General features: G+C 36.7%; 11 protein-coding genes. 6 read left to right on the top strand and 5 right to left on the bottom strand.

The genetic code is table 11. The features are described from left to right. Positions 1–9: 9 nt before the first annotated feature. Complete coding sequence (locus tag KZH69_RS17945; protein ID WP_219318858.1) at positions 10–855, bottom strand: AraC family transcriptional regulator; 846 nt, start codon at positions 853–855, stop codon at positions 10–12. Between the two features lie 173 nt (positions 856–1,028). Between KZH69_RS17945 and KZH69_RS17940 the strand changes: the two genes are divergently transcribed. The 6 genes from KZH69_RS17940 to KZH69_RS17915 all read left to right on the top strand — a co-directional run bounded on the left by KZH69_RS17940 (position 1,029) and on the right by KZH69_RS17915 (position 9,734). Continuing rightward, positions 1,029–1,940 carry a dihydrodipicolinate synthase family protein gene (locus KZH69_RS17940; RefSeq protein WP_219318857.1) on the top strand — a complete coding sequence of 304 codons (912 nt, stop codon included), beginning with the start codon at positions 1,029–1,031 and terminating at the stop codon, positions 1,938–1,940. Positions 1,941–2,061: 121 nt separating this feature from the next. After that, positions 2,062–3,648 (top strand): aldehyde dehydrogenase (NADP(+)), encoded by a 1,587-nt coding sequence (locus KZH69_RS17935; RefSeq protein WP_219318856.1) that lies wholly within the window; start codon positions 2,062–2,064, stop codon positions 3,646–3,648. Further along, the gene (locus KZH69_RS17930; protein ID WP_219318855.1) at positions 3,648–4,658 is read left to right on the top strand and encodes a 4-hydroxyproline epimerase; all 1,011 of its coding nucleotides are present in this window, start codon (positions 3,648–3,650) and stop codon (positions 4,656–4,658) included. Before KZH69_RS17935 ends, KZH69_RS17930 begins: the two co-directional genes overlap by 1 nt. Positions 4,659–4,940: 282 nt before the next feature. Continuing rightward, a complete protein-coding gene (locus tag KZH69_RS17925; protein WP_219318854.1) occupies positions 4,941–6,176 on the top strand; it encodes an NAD(P)/FAD-dependent oxidoreductase in 1,236 nt (411 codons plus the stop codon). Between the two features lie 3 nt (positions 6,177–6,179). Next, positions 6,180–7,472, top strand: coding sequence for an aminopeptidase P family protein (locus KZH69_RS17920; RefSeq protein WP_219318853.1), 1,293 nt, complete (start codon positions 6,180–6,182; stop codon positions 7,470–7,472). Between the two features lie 102 nt (positions 7,473–7,574). Beyond that, positions 7,575–9,734, top strand: coding sequence for a S9 family peptidase (locus tag KZH69_RS17915; protein WP_219318852.1), 2,160 nt, complete (start codon positions 7,575–7,577; stop codon positions 9,732–9,734). A 70-nt stretch (positions 9,735–9,804) separates the two neighbouring features. Here the strand turns inward: KZH69_RS17915 and KZH69_RS17910 are convergent, their stop codons facing one another. Genes KZH69_RS17910 through KZH69_RS17895 form a run of 4 tightly spaced genes read right to left on the bottom strand, consistent with a single transcriptional unit; the run spans position 9,805 to position 17,571 of the window. Beyond that, positions 9,805–11,025 carry a M24 family metallopeptidase gene (locus KZH69_RS17910; protein WP_219318851.1) on the bottom strand — a complete coding sequence of 407 codons (1,221 nt, stop codon included), beginning with the start codon at positions 11,023–11,025 and terminating at the stop codon, positions 9,805–9,807. Positions 11,026–11,053: 28 nt separating this feature from the next. Then, positions 11,054–13,354: an aminotransferase class III-fold pyridoxal phosphate-dependent enzyme gene (locus KZH69_RS17905; protein WP_219318850.1), complete on the bottom strand. Its 2,301-nt coding sequence runs from the start codon at positions 13,352–13,354 to the stop codon at positions 11,054–11,056. 38 nt (positions 13,355–13,392) lie between these two features. Continuing rightward, positions 13,393–15,528, bottom strand: coding sequence for a beta-galactosidase (locus KZH69_RS17900; RefSeq protein ID WP_219318849.1), 2,136 nt, complete (start codon positions 15,526–15,528; stop codon positions 13,393–13,395). A 48-nt stretch (positions 15,529–15,576) separates the two neighbouring features. Beyond that, positions 15,577–17,571: an MGH1-like glycoside hydrolase domain-containing protein gene (locus tag KZH69_RS17895; RefSeq protein WP_219318848.1), complete on the bottom strand. Its 1,995-nt coding sequence runs from the start codon at positions 17,569–17,571 to the stop codon at positions 15,577–15,579. Positions 17,572–17,642: the final 71 nt, after the last annotated feature.

Genomic DNA, 17,642 nt, shown 5'->3' with positions numbered 1-17,642 from the left:
AAGGTTTTTTTATGCATTTAATTTTCGATACTGTAACGGAGAGCTATTTTTGATTTCTTTGAATTTTCTGTTGAAATTTGAAATGTTATTAAACCCGCATAATTCGGCTATTTCTAATACCGAAAGTTCATTTTTCTTCGATAGTAATTTACCGGCATGTTCAATTCTGATTTCTATCAGAAACTGAAAGAAAGACTTATTGGTTCTCACTCTAAAATAACGACAAAAAGCATTTTTGGTCATATTGGCTATCGAGGAAATTTCTTCAAGTGAAATGTTTTTTTGATAGTTGTTCATCACATATTCAAAGACATTTTGCATTCTTTTTCCCTCGTTATCCGTTATTTTTTTATCATAGATATAACAAGAAAGAGGTTTTTTATCCGCTAGGTTAAGATTTTTTATAGTTTCTAAAAATGTAATAAAACGATCAAGTTCATTTTCTGTTTTGTTTTTTTTGAAACACTTGATGATTTTTTTTGGACTGTCTTTAATAATAAATCCGTTTTTGCAGTTTTCAAAAAAAGGTTGAATGGTTTTGAATGTGGGTAATTCAAAAAAATCTTTTCCGAAAGAGTTATTAGTAAAAAAAAGGGACAGCATTACGGATGATTCTTCGGAGTTGGTGTCACTTCTAAACACATGTGGTAAGTTACTGCCAATAACTAGAATATCTCCTTTTTGATATTGAGTTATAGTGTCTCCTACCAATAATGTTCCTTCTCCCTTTTCGATATAACTTATCTGTGTCTCTTCATGCTGATGCAGTTTATTATAAAACATAAGTTCTCTATCTTCTTGATAGATAATTGACTCTGTGCCTGTTTTTGTGATTTTAAAAGGAAAAACTTTCATGAGTAAAACGTATTTAAACCAAATGTATATATTATTAAAAAAATGCGCAAATATTACTCTTATATTTTTGTATTAAATCCATAATGGATAATATAGTATTATTTCGTGATAATTTATTAAAAGATTTTTGAGCGTCTTGCAGGTAATTTTGTCTAAACAAAAATTTAGCAATTATGAGTGTTCAATGGAATGGTGTAATGCCGGCAGTTACAACAAAATTCACTGCAGACGATAAATTAGACTTCAATATGTTTGAGGTAAATGTAAAAGCCCAACTGGAAGCGGGTGTAAGTGGAATCATTCTGGGAGGAACTCTTGGGGAAGCCAGCACATTATTGGAAGAAGAAAAACGCGAACTCGTAAGAGGCACCGTAGGGATTGTTGGAGGTTCTGTTCCAATTATAATGAATATAGCTGAACAAACCACTCGTGGAGCTATTGAAGCTGCAAATAAAGCCGAACAAGATGGAGCAAAAGGATTGATGATGTTACCTCCTATGCGCTATAAAGCTACTGATCATGAAACAGTAATGTACTTTTCTGAGGTGGCAAAAAACACTTCTTTACCAATTATGGTTTATAATAATCCGGTAGATTATAAAATTGAAGTGACGCTGGATATGTTTGAAGAATTATTAAAATTTGATACAATTCAAGCGGTGAAAGAGTCTACAAGAGATATTTCAAATGTGACCCGAATTATCAATCGTTTTGGAGATCGTTTAAAGATTTTATCAGGTGTTGATACATTGGCATTAGAGAGTTTATTGATGGGATCACATGGTTGGGTTTCGGGATTGGTAGATGCTTTTCCTAAAGAAACGGTCGCAATTTATAAATTGGCTAAAGCCGGACGAATTGATGAGGCATTAAAAATTTACCGCTGGTTCCTGCCTCTTTTAGAATTAGATATTAACGCACAATTAGTTCAAAACATTAAATTGGCTGAAGTGGCTACAGGTTTAGGAACGGAATATGTTCGTGCACCTAGATTACCTCTTCAAGGAGCCGAAAGAGAAAGAGTATTGGCAATTATCAGTGAAGGATTGAGAACAAGACCTACTCTTCCTGATTTTGAAAAATAGTTTTAATTGGTTTTTTAGTTTGGTTAAAGTCGATTCAGAGATGGGTTTTTATAAATCAATCTCTTGATTCGGCTATTTTGAATTTTTGGCAAATAATGATTTGTAAATTAAAATTTAAGCAATGATTACAGGGAAAAATTATATCGGAAGTCAGCTGAAAGGCAACGGAGATAAAACATATAGAACATTTAATCCACAACTTAATATAGAGAATTTGTGGGAGTTTACAGAAGCAACTCATGAGGAAATAGAAGAAGCGGTTACTCTGGCGGATCAGGCATTTAAAATCTATAAAAATTGTTCGGGGCAGGAAAAAGCATCTTTTCTAAATGCTATTGCAGACGAGATTCTGGCTATCGGAGATCCATTATTGGAGATGTATTGTACAGAATCCGGCTTACCCAGAGGACGAGCAGAAGGAGAAAGAGGCCGAACCATTTTTCAACTGCGCTCCTTTGCCGATATGCTTACAGTAGGAAGTTGGGTAGAAGCCACATTGGATACCGCGATACCAGAGAGACAACCGCTTCCAAAAGAAGATTTACGCAAAATGCTGGTTCCTATTGGACCAATTGTTGTATTCGGTTCCAGTAATTTTCCGTTTGCCTTTTCAACGGCTGGAGGAGATACGGCTTCAGCTTTGGCAGCAGGTTGTCCAGTTATTGTAAAAAGCCATTCCATGCATATTGGTACTGGTGAAATGGTTGCATCGGCAGTGATTAAAGCAGCTAAAAAGACCAATATGCCAGAAGGTGTGTTCTCAAATTTAATTGGTAGCGGAGTAGTTTTAGGAGCTAGTTTGGTAAAACACCCTTTGGTTAAGGCAGTTGGTTTTACGGGAAGCATTAAAGGAGGGAGAGCTTTGTTTAATTTGGCTTCCCAACGACCAGAGCCTATTCCTGTTTTTGCAGAGATGGGAAGTATCAATCCAGTTGTTATTTTACCAAATGCTTTAGAAAATGAAAGTCAAAAATGGGCATCTACTTATGCGGGATCGATCACTTTGGGAACAGGCCAATTTTGTACCAATCCAGGTTTGTTATTAGCTATTAAAGGAGAGAATTTAAATAATTTCGCAACTCAATTGGCTGAAGAAGTGGAGAAAATTACACCTTCCTGTATGCTTCATCCGTCGATAAAGGCAGATTATGATGTTGGAAAAGAAACTATAAAATCTCAAAAAGGAGTCGATACCGTTGTAGAATATAAAGGGGAAATAGCCGCCAATTATGCTTCTCAAACGATACTTACCGTTGATGGGAAAACATTTTTGGAGAATCCAACCTTGAGCCATGAAGTTTTTGGACCGTTTTCTATTTTGGTTCAGTGTGATGACGAAGTGCAGTTGGTTTCCATAATTAGTCAATTGGATGGCCAGTTAACCGGAACTATTATTTCTGAAGATTCAGAGATTGGAAATTATATCAATGTTATTGATTCTTTGCAAAATAGAGTGGGAAGGTTAATCTTCAATGGAGTACCTACGGGTGTTGAAGTTTGTCCTTCTATGATTCACGGTGGTCCATATCCAGCTTCTTCAGACTCAAGATTTACTGCAGTTGGAATCCATGCAGTGAAACGTTGGGTTAGGCCTTTTAGTTTTCAAAATTGGCCTGATAAGTTATTACCTTTAGAATTGCAAAACGAAAATCCTTTGGGAATTTCGAGATTAGTTAATACAATACAAACCTCTTTACCTATCCTGTAATGTCTAGAAAAACTTTTTTTTGCGTAGATGCACATACCTGTGGAAATCCTGTGAGAGTGGTTGCTGGAGGAGGTCCTAATCTTATTGGGGCAAATATGAGTGAGAAACGACAACATTTCCTGAAGGAATATGATTGGATTCGGAAAGGATTAATGTTCGAACCCCGCGGTCACGATATGATGAGCGGGAGTATTCTCTATCCGCCAAGTAACCCTGAAAATGATTTTGGAATACTTTTCATAGAAACCTCAGGTTGTTTGCCCATGTGTGGACACGGAACGATTGGCACCATTACAATTGCTGTCGAAGAAGGATTGGTTACACCAAAAGTTCCTGGAAAAATACGAATGGAAGTACCAGCTGGATTGGTTCAGATTGAGTATCAGCAAACGGGCAAAAAAGTAGATTGGGTACGTTTGACGAATGTTAAATCCTATTTGGCTGCCGAAGGATTGACAGTTGATTGTCCGGATTTGGGCGAAATTACTTTTGATGTGGCTTATGGTGGAAATTATTATGCTATTGTGGATCCTCAAAAAAACTTTTCAGGAGTACAGGATTTTACTGCAGGCAAAATTGTACAATACAGCCAGGAGGTTCGCAAACGAATCAACGAAAAATATCCAGATTTATTTATTCATCCCGAAAATGATACCATTCGTGATGTGAGTCATATGCTTTGGACAGGAGATCCTTTAGATCCAGAATCTTCAGGCAGAAACGCTGTTTTTTATGGCGACAAAGCCATTGATCGTTCTCCCTGTGGCACAGGAACCTCTGCTAGATTGGCTCAGCTTCACGCCAAAGGGAAGTTGAAAAAAGGAGAAGATTATATTCATGAAAGCTATATCGGCAGTAAGTTTATTGGTAGGGTGGTGGAAGAAACTACAATAGGAAATATAAAGGCGATTGTTCCAAGTATTCAAGGATGGGCAAAAGTGTATGGGTATAACAACATCGTTATTGACGAGGATGATGATCCGTATGCGTTTGGATTTCAGGTGATTTAAATAAATGATTCGTCACTATCTAATGCATTTTAAATTAACCGCAATGCACGCAAAGCTTTGCGCTCTTTGCATCTTTCACTTAGCGTACCTTGCGGTTAAAATTGAGAGCAAAATATAAGTTGGCTGTGAATTGTCAAAGCAACCGCTTTCTTGAAATTGCTTCACCTGCTCACTATCGCTCGAGTCGTGAAAAAAAATATTCGAAAAATTTGTAGTAGAAACAAAAACCATTGCTGTGTTGGGAATTATCACACCAATGTTTTTTTTCAAATTTATATAATAATGAAAAAAGTAAGTATTGTGGGTGGCGGAATAATCGGGTTATGCTCGGCTTATTACCTAGCCAAAGAAGGATATGAGGTTGTTGTTTTTGACAAATCGGACATGACGAATGGTTGTTCTTATGGAAATGCGGGAATGATTGTCCCTTCGCATGTCATTCCGATGGCACAGCCGGGAATGATTGCGCAAGGAATGAAGTGGATGTTTGACAGTCAGAGTCCATTTTACGTAAAACCAAGATTAAGTTACGATTTGATAAAATGGGGATTACAGTTTTACAAACATGCTACGCCTCAACATGTGGAGAAATCAATGCCGGCACTTAGGGATTTGGCTTTGCTGAGTAAGGAATTATTTCAGGATTTAGACCGTGAAAAGCATTCTTTTTTCTATGAGGAAAAAGGATTATTGATGCTTTATAAAACAGATAAAGTAGCCGAAGAAATTCAGCATGAGGGAAAAGAAGCGCAACGTTTGGGACTAGAGGTAGATTTTCTTTCTAAGGAAGCCGTTTCAAAATTGGAAACTGGAACTAGAACCGATGTTGTTGGAGGTGTGCATTATAAAAGTGATGCCCATTTGTATCCCCAAAAATTCATGCAATTTATCAAAGAGGAACTGCAACATATTAATGTTGTCGTGCATACAAATACCTTGGTAAAAGATTTTAGAATAAAAAATAATCGAATTACTGAAATAATTACTGATAAAGGGGATTTTCCAACGGATGAGGTTGTTTTGTCTTCTGGATCTTGGAGTCCCGAGATAGCCAAGAAACTAGATATAAATATTTCCATATTACCAGGAAAAGGGTATAGTTTTACATTGAATGACAGAACCGAAAAACCTTCAATTCCGTCCATTTTATGCGAGGGAAAAGTAGCTGTTACCCCTATGAATACTGATATTCGTTTTGGGGGAACTATGGAGATTACCCATACTAATGATTTGAAAATAAATCAAAACAGACTTCAGGGTATTGTGAACAGTATCAATGAATTTTATCCCGACTTAAAAATTAGCAGACCAGAAGAAAAGGATACTTGGTTTGGTTTTAGGCCCTGTACACCTTCGGGATTACCAATCATTGTCAGAGATAAAAAAGTATTAAATTTGGTATTAGCAACCGGACATGCCATGATGGGATTGAGTCTGGCACCGGCAACAGGAAAAATAGTAACAGAAATTATTTCAAATAAAACTACTTCGGTTAATACTCAAATGTTTCAATTATAAAAGATGCGATACGATAAAATAAATTCTTCCTTATTTATAGAAAATAGACAACGCTTTTCAGAAAAACTAAAAAATAGCAGCATTGCGATTCTCACTTCTAATGATGTCATGCCTACCAATGCCGATGATGTGATGGGTTTTGCCCAAAACAATGATTTGTTTTATCTCACTGGAATTGACCAAGACGAAACCATTTTGGTATTATATCCTCATGCTTTTAAGCAAGAAAACAGAGAGATTCTTTTTATAAAAGAAGTAACAGAACACAGCAAAATTTGGGATGGTGATTTTCTAAACAAAGAAGAAGCTTTCCAAATTTCGGGCATTAAAAATGTAAAATGGATTCATGAATTCGAAAAGACACTGCAACTTTTTGCTTTTGAAGCTGATACTTTTTATTTAGGACATAATGAGCATATAAAAAGAACTACTTTTGAAATGACCACCAGACAAGATCGGATGATTCAATGGTGTAAAGAAAAATATCCTTTACATCAGTACGATCGAGTGGCTAAGATAACACGTGAGCTCAGACCCATAAAATTGGATGAAGAGGTAAAGCTAATCAAGAAAGCAACTGCAATAAGTATACAAGGATTCAAAAATCTTTTGAAAGCTGCGAAACCCAATTGTAAAGAATACCAATTGGAGGCGGAACTTATTTACGAAGCCATTAAAAACGGAGGAACGCGACATGCCTTCAAACCGATCGTGGCTTCGGGGAAAAATGCCTGTGCTTTGCATTACAATTCTAATGATGGTATTTGTAAAGATGGGGAAATGGTTTTGGTTGATTTTGGTGTTTGTTATGGCAATTATAATTCGGATACAACAAGATGTTTTCCGGTAAACGGAAAATTTTCTTCTCGTCAACGCGAAGTTTATCAAGCTGTTTTGAACTGTTTGAAAGAGGGATCAAAATTATTAAAACCAGGTGTGTTGTCAAGTGATTATGAAATACAAATGGCTTCCTTGATAGAAAAAGAGCTGATAGGACTTGGATTGCTGACGTTAGATGAGATTGTAAATCAGAACCCTGATGCTCCAGCCTACAAAAAATATTTTATGCATGGAACGGCACATCATTTGGGATTGGATATACATGATGTTGGTTTGTATTCACGCCCATTTGAAAAAGGCATGGTACTCACCTGTGAACCTGGAATTTATATTAGGGAAGAAGGAATAGGATGTCGTTTGGAAAATGATTACCTACTTACTGAAGATGGAAATATCAATTTGTCTGAAGGGATGCCAATTGAAATGGATGAGATTGAGTTGTTAATGAAACAATAGATAATGTAACATTTTATGTTTTTTTAGGACTAAAAAAGTACATAAAAGAGAATAAACTTATTAAATCAGTTTTTGTATTATTAACCAAGACCATATAAACGCATGAAAAAGATTTTCCTTATTTTTTATCTTTTTGCCCAAACCATGTTTGCGCAAAATACCATCAATATTGATAAACTAAACTGGTTACCGGAGTCTCATTCTTTTTGGGTGAATGAACAAGATAATATTGCAGTTTATGATGCCAAAAAACTAACAGAAAACAAAATAGTTTTGACAAAAGACCAAATGAAATCTTCGGGTTTTCAAGGGGAAGTTGAAAAGTTAGTTTGGAATTCCACTAAGACTAAAGTGTTGATTTACACTAATTCAAAAAAAGTTTGGCGTGGGAATACCAAAGGCGACTATTGGTATTTCGATCTTGCATCTGGAAAGGGCTATCAATTAGGAAAAGGATTAGACCCTTCTTCGTTGATGTTTGCTAAGTTTTCCAATGATAATATAAATGTGGCTTACGTTTCTAAGCACAATATTTATGTAGAAAATTTGCAATCACACGTAATAAAACAATTAACGAAAGACGGAACTGCTAAAATAATTAATGGAACTTTTGATTGGGTTTATGAAGAAGAATTGGCGTGTAGAGACGGTTTTCGATGGAGCCCTGACGGGAGTAGTATTGCTTTCTGGCGCGTGGATGCTACCGATACTAAATACCATTTGATGATTAACAATACAGATTCATTGTATTCTTATGTGGTTCCGGTTGAATATCCAAAAGCGGGCGAAAAACCATCATCAGTGAAAATTGGGGTTATCAATTTAGCTTCTGAAAAAACTAATTGGTTGGCAATTCCAGGGGATGCGGATAACAATTATTTGCCAAGAATGGAATGGACTGGCAATAATGAATTAATGGTAGTGCAATTAAACAGACATCAAAATGAAGCGAATATTTACAGCTGTAATGCCAGTAGCGGTACCAGCTCTCTTATTTATCAAGAAAAATCAAATGCTTGGGTAGATGTTTTTGATATTTCATCTGGTGTTTACGATGGATTTTCATGTACTCTGGTAGATAACGGAAAATCTTTTCTTTGGAGTTCTGATGCCGATGGTTGGATGCATGTTTATAAAATAAGCATGGATGGGAAGAAAAAAGAACTAATCACAAAAGAGAGTTTCGATTCTTATTTTTTAGCCTATAATAAAGAGACTAAAACTATTTATTCTTCTTCGAGTCCGACGGATGCAACACAAAGGTATTTGTATGAAACGAATTTAGATACCAAAAAAACAAAGCGTACTACGCCAATGGAATTTGATGGGACGAATGAATATAAATTCTCTCCAGATGGCGCTTTTGCAAAGCACACCAATTCAAATATTAACCGCAGTTGGAATACGCGTTTGGTTGCATTAAAGAACCATGAAAAGATATTTCCAATTGGGAAAGATAATTTTGTAAAACCAGAAAGAGACTATTCATTAGAAAAGTTTAAAGTAAAAACTATTGATAATGTAGAGCTTGACGGAATAATGGCAAAACCATTGGACTTTGATCCAACAAAAAAATACCCTGTTTTTTTCTATGTTTATGGAGAACCAATGGCTTCGGTTGCCAATGATGAGCCTTATTTTAATGATTTTATTGCGGCTTTGGTACCGGCAGGCTATATAGGAATTGCTCTTGACAATCGAGGAACTCCTGTCATGAAAGGAACTCAATGGAGAAAATGCATTTACAAGAATATTGGAATCATCAACACTCGTGATCAAGCAATGGCGGCCAAAGAAATTTTGAAATGGAACTTCATCGATACTGATCGTGTGGCGGTGCATGGATGGAGTGGTGGTGGAGCAGTAACCCTAAACTTGTTGTTTCAGTATCCAGATATTTACAAAACAGGTGTGGCAATAGCAGCAGTGACTGATCAACATTTTTATGACAATATCTATACGGAGCGTTATATGGGATTGCCAAGTGAAAGCGAAGCCGCTTACAAACAAGCGTCTCCAGTTACTTATGCCAAAAACTTAAAAGGAAATCTGCTATACATTCATGGAACGGGTGATGATAATGTACATTATAAAAATGCAGAGGTACTTATCAATGAACTGGTAAAATACGATAAAATGTTCAATTTGATGATTTATCCAAATCGTACGCACAGCATCAATGAAGGAGAAGGGACAAGTCAACATCTGGGGGATACTTTCATAAAATTTATTTTGGAATATTCTCCTCCTGGGGCAAAATAGCGCTTTTATGAATTCAATAAAAAAGAGGATAATTTAACAGTTATCCTCTTTTTTGGTTTATTATTTGAATCTAATTTTGTTCGTATCCAAACGGATTGTCAATACTATACATTGGTGTGGTAAACCATTTTGGACCGTCTTTGGTCATGTAAAAATGATCCTCATGTCGAATACCAAATTCACCGGGAATACAAATCATGGGTTCGTTACTCACCACCATTCCTTCCTGCAATGTGGTCGTATTTCCTCTTACCAGATAGGGATGTTCATGGATGTCTAATCCTGTTCCATGCCCCACACGGTGCGGTAATCCAGGCAATTGATAATCGCCACTCAACCCGGCAGTGGCAAGCACAGAGCGGGCAGCATCATCTACAGATCCGCAAGTGGCGCCAATTTGTGCTGCATTAAAGGCTGCTTGTTGGGTTTGTTTTTCAAGATTCCAAATTTCTCTGTGTCTTTCAGTTGGTGTTCCATAAACATAAGTTCGGGTAATGTCTGAGAGATAACCTTCCAATTGACAACCGGTATCGACCAAAACAATGTCGTTTTCTTTCAAATCCTGAGGAACAGTCACACCATGCGGATATTGAGAATCATCCGAGAACAGAACGATACAAAAATAGGATCCAGATGGAATACCCGCTTTTATGTGAGCATTGTTTATAAATTCGGTTACTTCTTTTACACTAATTCCTGGACGTAAAATACGTGCAACGGCACGGTGTACTTCCATGGTGATGTCTTTGGCTCTTTGAATAATGGCAATTTCATTAACCGATTTTTGAATTCTGCACCCCGTTGTTATTGGTTGTGCGTTAATGAATGTATAAGTAGGATTAGCTTTTGTAACACCATCAACTAAAAAATAAGCTGCCGATTCATCCAATGCAATAGTTCCTTCAAGAATGTTTTTGTTTTTTAATAGATTCCCCATTAAAGCATAAGGAGATTCATGTTCTTCCCAGCAATTGATGGTGGCTGCTACTTTTTGATATTTTTTAAAAGTTCCTTCTTCAAATTTGGGTACAATATATTCCAAGCTTCCATCGGCATACAATAAAGCCCCGATCATTCTTTCAGACGCATTCCATTTGGTTCCCGTAAAATAATATAAGTTGGTTCCTGCATTAAGATAAATGGCTTTAATGTTTTGGTTTTGCATTAATAGCCCCGCTTTTTTTATACGAGCTAGATATTCTTCCAATTGTATGGGCTGAACTCCCTGGGTTCTATTTGTTATTTTGTCTAATTCAATTTGTGCAGTAGATCCGCCTATTCCGTTTTTCATAATTGGTGTGTATGTAAAATATGTTGAACTATTGTTGAATTTTTATTTCACTTAAAATTACATCTAAAAACTGTACCATTTCATCTGCATTTTGTTTATTGAAAGGCATTGGTGGTTTTATTTTTAGGACGTTGTGTAAAGGTCCGTCTGTACTCAAAAGATACCCTTTCTCTTTCATTTTTTCGACAACGATATCAATTTCTGGAATAGCCGGTTCCATCGTTATTCTGTCTTTCACCATTTCAGCACCTATGAATAGACCATGACCACGAACGTCGCTAATGATAGGATGTTTTTGCATTAATTCTCTTAATCCACCCATCAGGTGATTCCCAACTTCTTTGGCATGTTGCTGCATTTCTTCTTCTTGAATCACATCCAAAACCGCCAGACCCGCAGTCATTGATACTGGATTGCCACCAAAAGTATTGAAATATTCCAAACCGTTATTAAACGCATCGGCTATTTCATTGGTTACAATTACAGCGGCCAATGGATGTCCGTTACCGATGGGTTTCCCTAATACAACAATATCCGGAACCACATCTTGAAGTTCAAATCCCCAAAAAGCATCACCCACTCTACCAAAACCAACCTGCACTTCATCGGCAATGCAAATACCTCCCGCTTTTCGGACGTGATCATAAACCGTTTTTAAATAATTCTTAGGTAATGGAATTTGACCCCCAACGCCCAACAATGTTTCGCAGATAAACACAGCGGGTGCTTTGCCTAAATCTTCAATAATGCGTTGTACATCGGCAGCATATTTTTCACCCGCATTTTCGTCTCCATATTTAAACGGTCCTCTGTAAAGGTCGGGGTTTATTGCCTTGTGTATCCAAGGCATTTTTCCGGAACCTCCTTTGCTGTCAAATTTATACGGGCTCATTTCCATGGCCACCGTTGAGGTTCCGTGATAGGCATGGTCCAGGACAATAATATCTTTTTGTTTGGTAAAATGACGACTCATTCGTATGGCCAAATCATTGGCTTCACTTCCAGAATTTACAAAATAACAAACGCTTAAAGCGGGTGGCAAAGTGGCTGTTAATTTCTCAGCATATTCTAAAATGGTATCGTTTAAGTATCGGGTATTGGTATTAAGAGTTGCAATTTGTTTTTGCATTCTGCGCACCACCACAGGATGGCAATGGCCTACATGTGAAGGATTGTTTACGCAATCCACAAAAGTTCTTCCTTTATCATCGTATAAATATTGAAGGGCACCTTTTACGATTTTGAGATTTTCTTTATAGCCAATGCTCAGGTTTCGCCCCACATTTTTTTGACGCTTTTGTAATAAATCCGAATAATCGTTCTCATTAATTATGGCATCAAAACCACATACTTTTCTGAAAGTATCTTGCGCTTTGATAGGATTGATTTTGATGAGTTGATACAATAAATCCCAAGCTGGTTTTTCGGTTATAAAATGATGCTCATTATTAGTATCTAATGAACCATTGTACGCCGATTGGGTTACACTGATGCACAATCTTCCGGCAATTAAATAATACAATAAATCCAATTCTTGTGTGGTTAGCGGATAGGATTCATGATATCCTTTGACAACTAATGAAGCTGCCGTAAGCGGATCTTCATTGGCAAGCATTGCATACGTGCAAGCTACAGCAAGATTATTAATCAAAGCGGTATAGACCATATCTCCAAAATCAATTAGACCGGTTACATTGGTTTCATCTACCAATATATTGTAATCATTGGCATCGTTATGAACATAAGCGTGACGTAACGAATGTATTTGTGGAAGCACTTCGGTATCAAATTGCAAAAGAAAATAACTGGCTATTCTTCTTTTCTCATGATTTTTGATATACTTCAATTTGTCATTGGCGTCACTGGCTCTGCTAATGTCCCAAGTGTATTGACGGTGCATTGCGGTATGTGAAAAATCCTGAAGCGATTGATCCATAGTGCCCATAAAGTTTCCCAAATTTTGGTATAGCTCTATCGATTTGTTTGTCTTTTCAACCCAAAAACAGCCTTCAAGAAAACTTAGGATACGTAAGTAATATTTTTTTCCGTCTTCTATTATGGGAGTCAACTCTTCTCCTTGTGTATTGATGCAAAACTGCTGAAATTTTGACGCTAAAGGACTATTTGATAAATGTTTGATAATTTTAACCTGTGCATCCAAAAAAGGATAAGGCTGTATAGCATCGGAAACTTTTAATATAAACCGTTTGTTATTCGTATCGGTTAGTAAATAATTCAACTCATCATAACCATTTAACATTTTTGCGGTAACGGATAATCCGTAATGTTCTTTTGCTAATTGTTGAATGTGGGCTTCAGTGCATTTCATCGTTCTGTTGTATTAAAATATTTTTTGTGTCGTGATTTTTATTTCCAAATAATAGCTTGCGCCGGCTGTAACGGATTCTCTCCCACCAAAATTTTGCTGCCTTGGGGAATTGGTAAATTTATGGGATCGTTTGTGTAATTGACTCCCACAAAAAATCCATCTCTCCATTCTATAAATACTCCTTTTGGCAAATCTTCTATTGAGATTTTGGCTCTTTCATAAACGGAACGAACAATTTGTCTTTCTAATTTTCCGTCTTTACTTTCTACACCAATGTAAGTAATAGTTCCTTTTCCTAATTTTCGCGTAACAGCCGCTGCTTTGTCTTTGTAAAACTGATCGGAATAGGTTGCCAAAACTTCAGTTCCGGGTTTTGGTTTTAATACATCTGCCCAAGTGTTCCATTCATAGATATTGTCTCCAGCTTTTATGGTACCATTTACATTGGCTGCCAACATATCAAAAAACTCTACATCGGCACCTATTAACGGAACAATTGGGGCATTCCAATTGGCTTCAAAAAAATGTCCGTTTTTATCTTTTTGACCTGTACGACAAGTCAAGATTAAATTCCCTCCGTTTTCTACATATTTCGTCCATTTGTCCACTAATTTTTGATCAATAAGTTGATAGGCTGGTGCGACCATAAACGGATAGGCCAAAAAATCATCCTCCTCAGTTACAAAATCCATTGGAGCGCCAGTAGATTTTATGGCAGTAGTATAAGTATTTCTGTGTTTCCAAGTATTCCAAAATTCGGTCTGTTTTTGATTTTCCAGATCCCAAAGGTTTTCATGACTCCACAAAAAAGCCGTTTTTCTTAGGGCAATTTCTTTAGGAATTATAGCTTTTGGGTTGTATTCCTTGCGCAGTAATTTCATATCGGCAATGGATTGTACAAATTCTTTTCCTCCGGTAGAAAGTGTGACGCCATCGGTTCCAACAATTCCATCATGGTACATTTCGCTACTCCCAAGCGGATGTCTGTATCTGTAGGTGCAGGCAAAGGAACAGCCTCCACCAAAAGCTTGTGATAACCACATGTGAACCGTTCCGGGTAACAGCTGCGGATTAATGGATGCCCAGTTTACTTGCCCAGGTTGCATTTCCATAACGCCCGTTACGCCATTTATAGAGCGATAATAATCATTTGCTTCCGATATTTTTGTTGGAGAACCCATTCTAAAACTATTGCCGCCCAAAGGATTTTGACCACTAACTGGGTACATGGTGTAGGTTGCAAAATCCATTTTGTCAGTTCTTCGGGGATCTGCACCATAAACAACATTGGTGTAATTAGTCGTAATCCATTGTTTTGGATCGATGTATTTTCTAAGAATTTCTGCTTGTACGTTCAAATACTCCGCTTGCGAATCGGCGGTAAATCGTTTAAAATCTAAGACTGCGTGAGGACTCAATTTGTCTTCATTATAGATTTCTGCATTCGGAATCGCAATTTGCTCAAAATTATTATAACGAATACTCCAGAAACTGGTCACCCATTCTGTATTCAGTTTTTCGATTGTTCCGTATTTGGTTTTAAGCCAATTTCTGAATGCTTTTTGCGCCGACGGACTAAAATCTTCGGGCGCTCCAGGTTCGTTATCTACTTGCCAACCTATCACGTTTTTGTTTTTTCCGTATCTTTTTCCAAGTTCCGTAACAATTTTGGCTACAAATTCTCGGTATTTTTCATTAGAAACCGATTGGTTGGCTCTGTTTCCGTGTTCTCTACGACGGCCAGTTGCATCCACCAAATAAATTTCGGGATATTTTTCTCCCATCCAGGCCGGTGGAGTTGGTGTTGGCGTACAAAGAATGACTTTCAAACCTGCTTTTTCGGCTAATGCCAAAGATTCATCAAGCCATTTGAAATCGTATTTTCCTTCTTCGGGTTCCATAAAACTCCAGGCAAACTCTGCAAAATGGGTGAATTCAAATCCTAATTTTTTGATGTTATTCAAGTCGCGTTCCCATTGTTCTTTTGGCCACTGCTCGGGATAATAATAAACTCCAATTTGCATTAAATCGGGTTTTGAAAAAAAGCGTTGGGGGCTTTTTTTATCCGAAGATGGACCATTTTTTTCTTGGGCAAATAAGGATGATGAATAACAAGTTAGTATCAGCAAAAATGCGAATAGGGATTTGGGGATAAAGGCAATTGGGTTGTTCATGATTAGTTTTTTAAATAGGGTTTCAATTTTAGAAAAGAATTTTAAGTTTTAATCTTTTAAAATAAGCATCATATAATGCGCCGCCGACCAGCTGAAATTATAAGATTCCAATCCTTTTCCGGTTATAGGTTGATAGTTTTCACGAATGGCTTCTCCTTTTCCTAAGACACCATCGGAATTGCAAATGAGTTTGTGTGCTAATTGATTTGCTTCGGAGATATAGCCATATTTTTCTAATCCATTTATCGCAAATTGACTTTGATCGAGCCAAATTGGACCTCTCCAATAACCACCTTCGGGTTTGAATTTTGGATGATTGGCAGCCAATGTTGGTAAAGGAATAAACGTATTGAAAGTAAGGGGATCAAGCATATTATCTTTGATCATCTTGGCTTGTTCAGCAGTGGCAATTTCTGCCCATAGCGGAATATAGCCTTCACAGCCCATCACTTTTACAAAGGATTTTCCATCAATGGACGTGTCATAAAACCAGCCAATGCTGGCATCCCAAAATTGATTTTGAATTTTTGTTTTTAATGCAACACCTTCTTCTTGCCATTTTTTGGATTCTTCCGGTTGTTTTAAAACCTGAGCCATCTTACTCAGATAGTTTTTTTCAGCATATAAATACGAATTCAAATCAACACTTTCTTGATCTATCGAATATGCATTTTCTCCATTTTTTAGTAACTGACTGTCGTCAAAACGAACGGCATTGTCCATACCGCTTTCCCATTTTCCCGCAATTAAAGTTCCATCTGTTGAACCAAATTCACATAACCCGTCTTGGTCGTGATCACGATCTTTGTACCACCAATTGTGGTATAGTTTAAGCTTAGGATATAATTCTTTTAGGAAATTAGTATCTTTTGTTTGCTCATAAATTTTCCAAACCGCCCATGCTGCCAGTGGCGCTTTCGTATTTCTGTAATTATTAGGTTCGATCAGGGTGTCTCTATAAACACAATCTGGAATAAAGCCATTTTGTTTTTGATAATCAAATAAGGCACGCATTTGGTTTTTTGCCAATTCAGGGTTATAATTTGTAACGGCAGCTGCATGTTTCCAGCTGTCCCATGCCCAAAATCCATTAAACCATTCGTAATTGTAACTCGGAAAAATACCGTCGTGTTTCAAACCTTCGGCTGCGATTCGAGAGTTGTTCTGTAACGTAAGAACTAATTTTGCCAATAAATTGGAGTAGATCAAATCGTTATAAACTGCTTTCTTTTTGGCTATTAATTGAGCTAATTGATTTTCCTTTTCTTTTTGGGAGCTAGAAAGAATAGTGTTGAATTTTGTTTTCGCTAAAGATTCCTTTTCTTTTTGCCATGAATATTGAGGAAAAATAAAAGTTTGGGAAACCAGAATTACTTCGGTTTGATTTGGTTTAAGTGTTAATTTTTCAATTTGGGTTTTATATCCGTCTTTTGTAATTTCGATGGAAGTAGCATTTGAAAATTGGATGTATCCTGTGGCTTTGCTTTTTGTGGAAACGATTTTTAGTATTTGATTTTCTTTTGATAATTGCAAATCATTCAAAAATAATTTCGAATCAAAAGAGGGATAAATAATTATTGTTTCTGAGGATCGGTTGGTAATACTCGTTTTTTGAATCGCCGATTGGCCGGAAGAAAACACTAATTGTTGTTTTACATCCAATTTTTCATTCTGAAATTGTTGTTCCAGATGGCTATTGTAACTGTTTTGATTCACCAAAGCAGTTTGCCAATCAATAATTTCCTGTTGGTTTTTATCTATAAGATGTAACGAAACCAATGATGGGCTTATCCAAACGCCGTTTTGTTCAGTCAATAAATATGGTCCCGAAAAACCACCTTGTCCTTGATTGGAATCCAGAAATCCAAATCCAAACCAAGCGCCTTTATCTGAAAAAGCCAATGATTTTCTGTCGGTTGCGTTCGTTGGATTTCCTTTGTAATTGAGAATGTTTTTGCTAGCCTCTAAATTTGGGTAGGTCTTTTGAGCGAAATTAGCTTGGCTAAAAAAAATAAGTGATAATAATGCTGTAATCTGTTTCATATGGAAATAGTATTTGCTTTTTATTGGAATGTGGTATCGCCATTTTTCATTCCTGTTTGTAATTTTGAATC

It is taken from the genome of Flavobacterium taihuense (genome assembly GCF_019351435.1).
Lineage (GTDB): Bacteria > Bacteroidota > Bacteroidia > Flavobacteriales > Flavobacteriaceae > Flavobacterium > Flavobacterium taihuense.
The sequence above is the reverse complement of the archived record's forward strand: the minus strand, read 5'-3'. Positions and strand labels throughout refer to the sequence as shown.

What these genes read in the sequence shown, in the direction of transcription:
- KZH69_RS17925 (WP_219318854.1), top strand. Translation starts at nt 4,941, where the DNA reads ATGAAAAAAGTAAGTATTGTGGGTGGCGGAATAATCGGGTTATGCTCG.
- KZH69_RS17930 (WP_219318855.1), top strand. Translation starts at nt 3,648, where the DNA reads ATGTCTAGAAAAACTTTTTTTTGCGTAGATGCACATACCTGTGGAAAT.
- KZH69_RS17935 (WP_219318856.1), top strand. Translation starts at nt 2,062, where the DNA reads ATGATTACAGGGAAAAATTATATCGGAAGTCAGCTGAAAGGCAACGGA.
- KZH69_RS17915 (WP_219318852.1), top strand. Translation starts at nt 7,575, where the DNA reads ATGAAAAAGATTTTCCTTATTTTTTATCTTTTTGCCCAAACCATGTTT.
- KZH69_RS17920 (WP_219318853.1), top strand. Translation starts at nt 6,180, where the DNA reads ATGCGATACGATAAAATAAATTCTTCCTTATTTATAGAAAATAGACAA.
- KZH69_RS17905 (WP_219318850.1), bottom strand. Translation starts at nt 13,354, where the DNA reads ATGAAATGCACTGAAGCCCACATTCAACAATTAGCAAAAGAACATTAC.
- KZH69_RS17940 (WP_219318857.1), top strand. Translation starts at nt 1,029, where the DNA reads ATGAGTGTTCAATGGAATGGTGTAATGCCGGCAGTTACAACAAAATTC.
- KZH69_RS17945 (WP_219318858.1), bottom strand. Translation starts at nt 855, where the DNA reads ATGAAAGTTTTTCCTTTTAAAATCACAAAAACAGGCACAGAGTCAATT.
- KZH69_RS17910 (WP_219318851.1), bottom strand. Translation starts at nt 11,025, where the DNA reads ATGAAAAACGGAATAGGCGGATCTACTGCACAAATTGAATTAGACAAA.
- KZH69_RS17895 (WP_219318848.1), bottom strand. Translation starts at nt 17,571, where the DNA reads ATGAAACAGATTACAGCATTATTATCACTTATTTTTTTTAGCCAAGCT.
- KZH69_RS17900 (WP_219318849.1), bottom strand. Translation starts at nt 15,528, where the DNA reads ATGAACAACCCAATTGCCTTTATCCCCAAATCCCTATTCGCATTTTTG.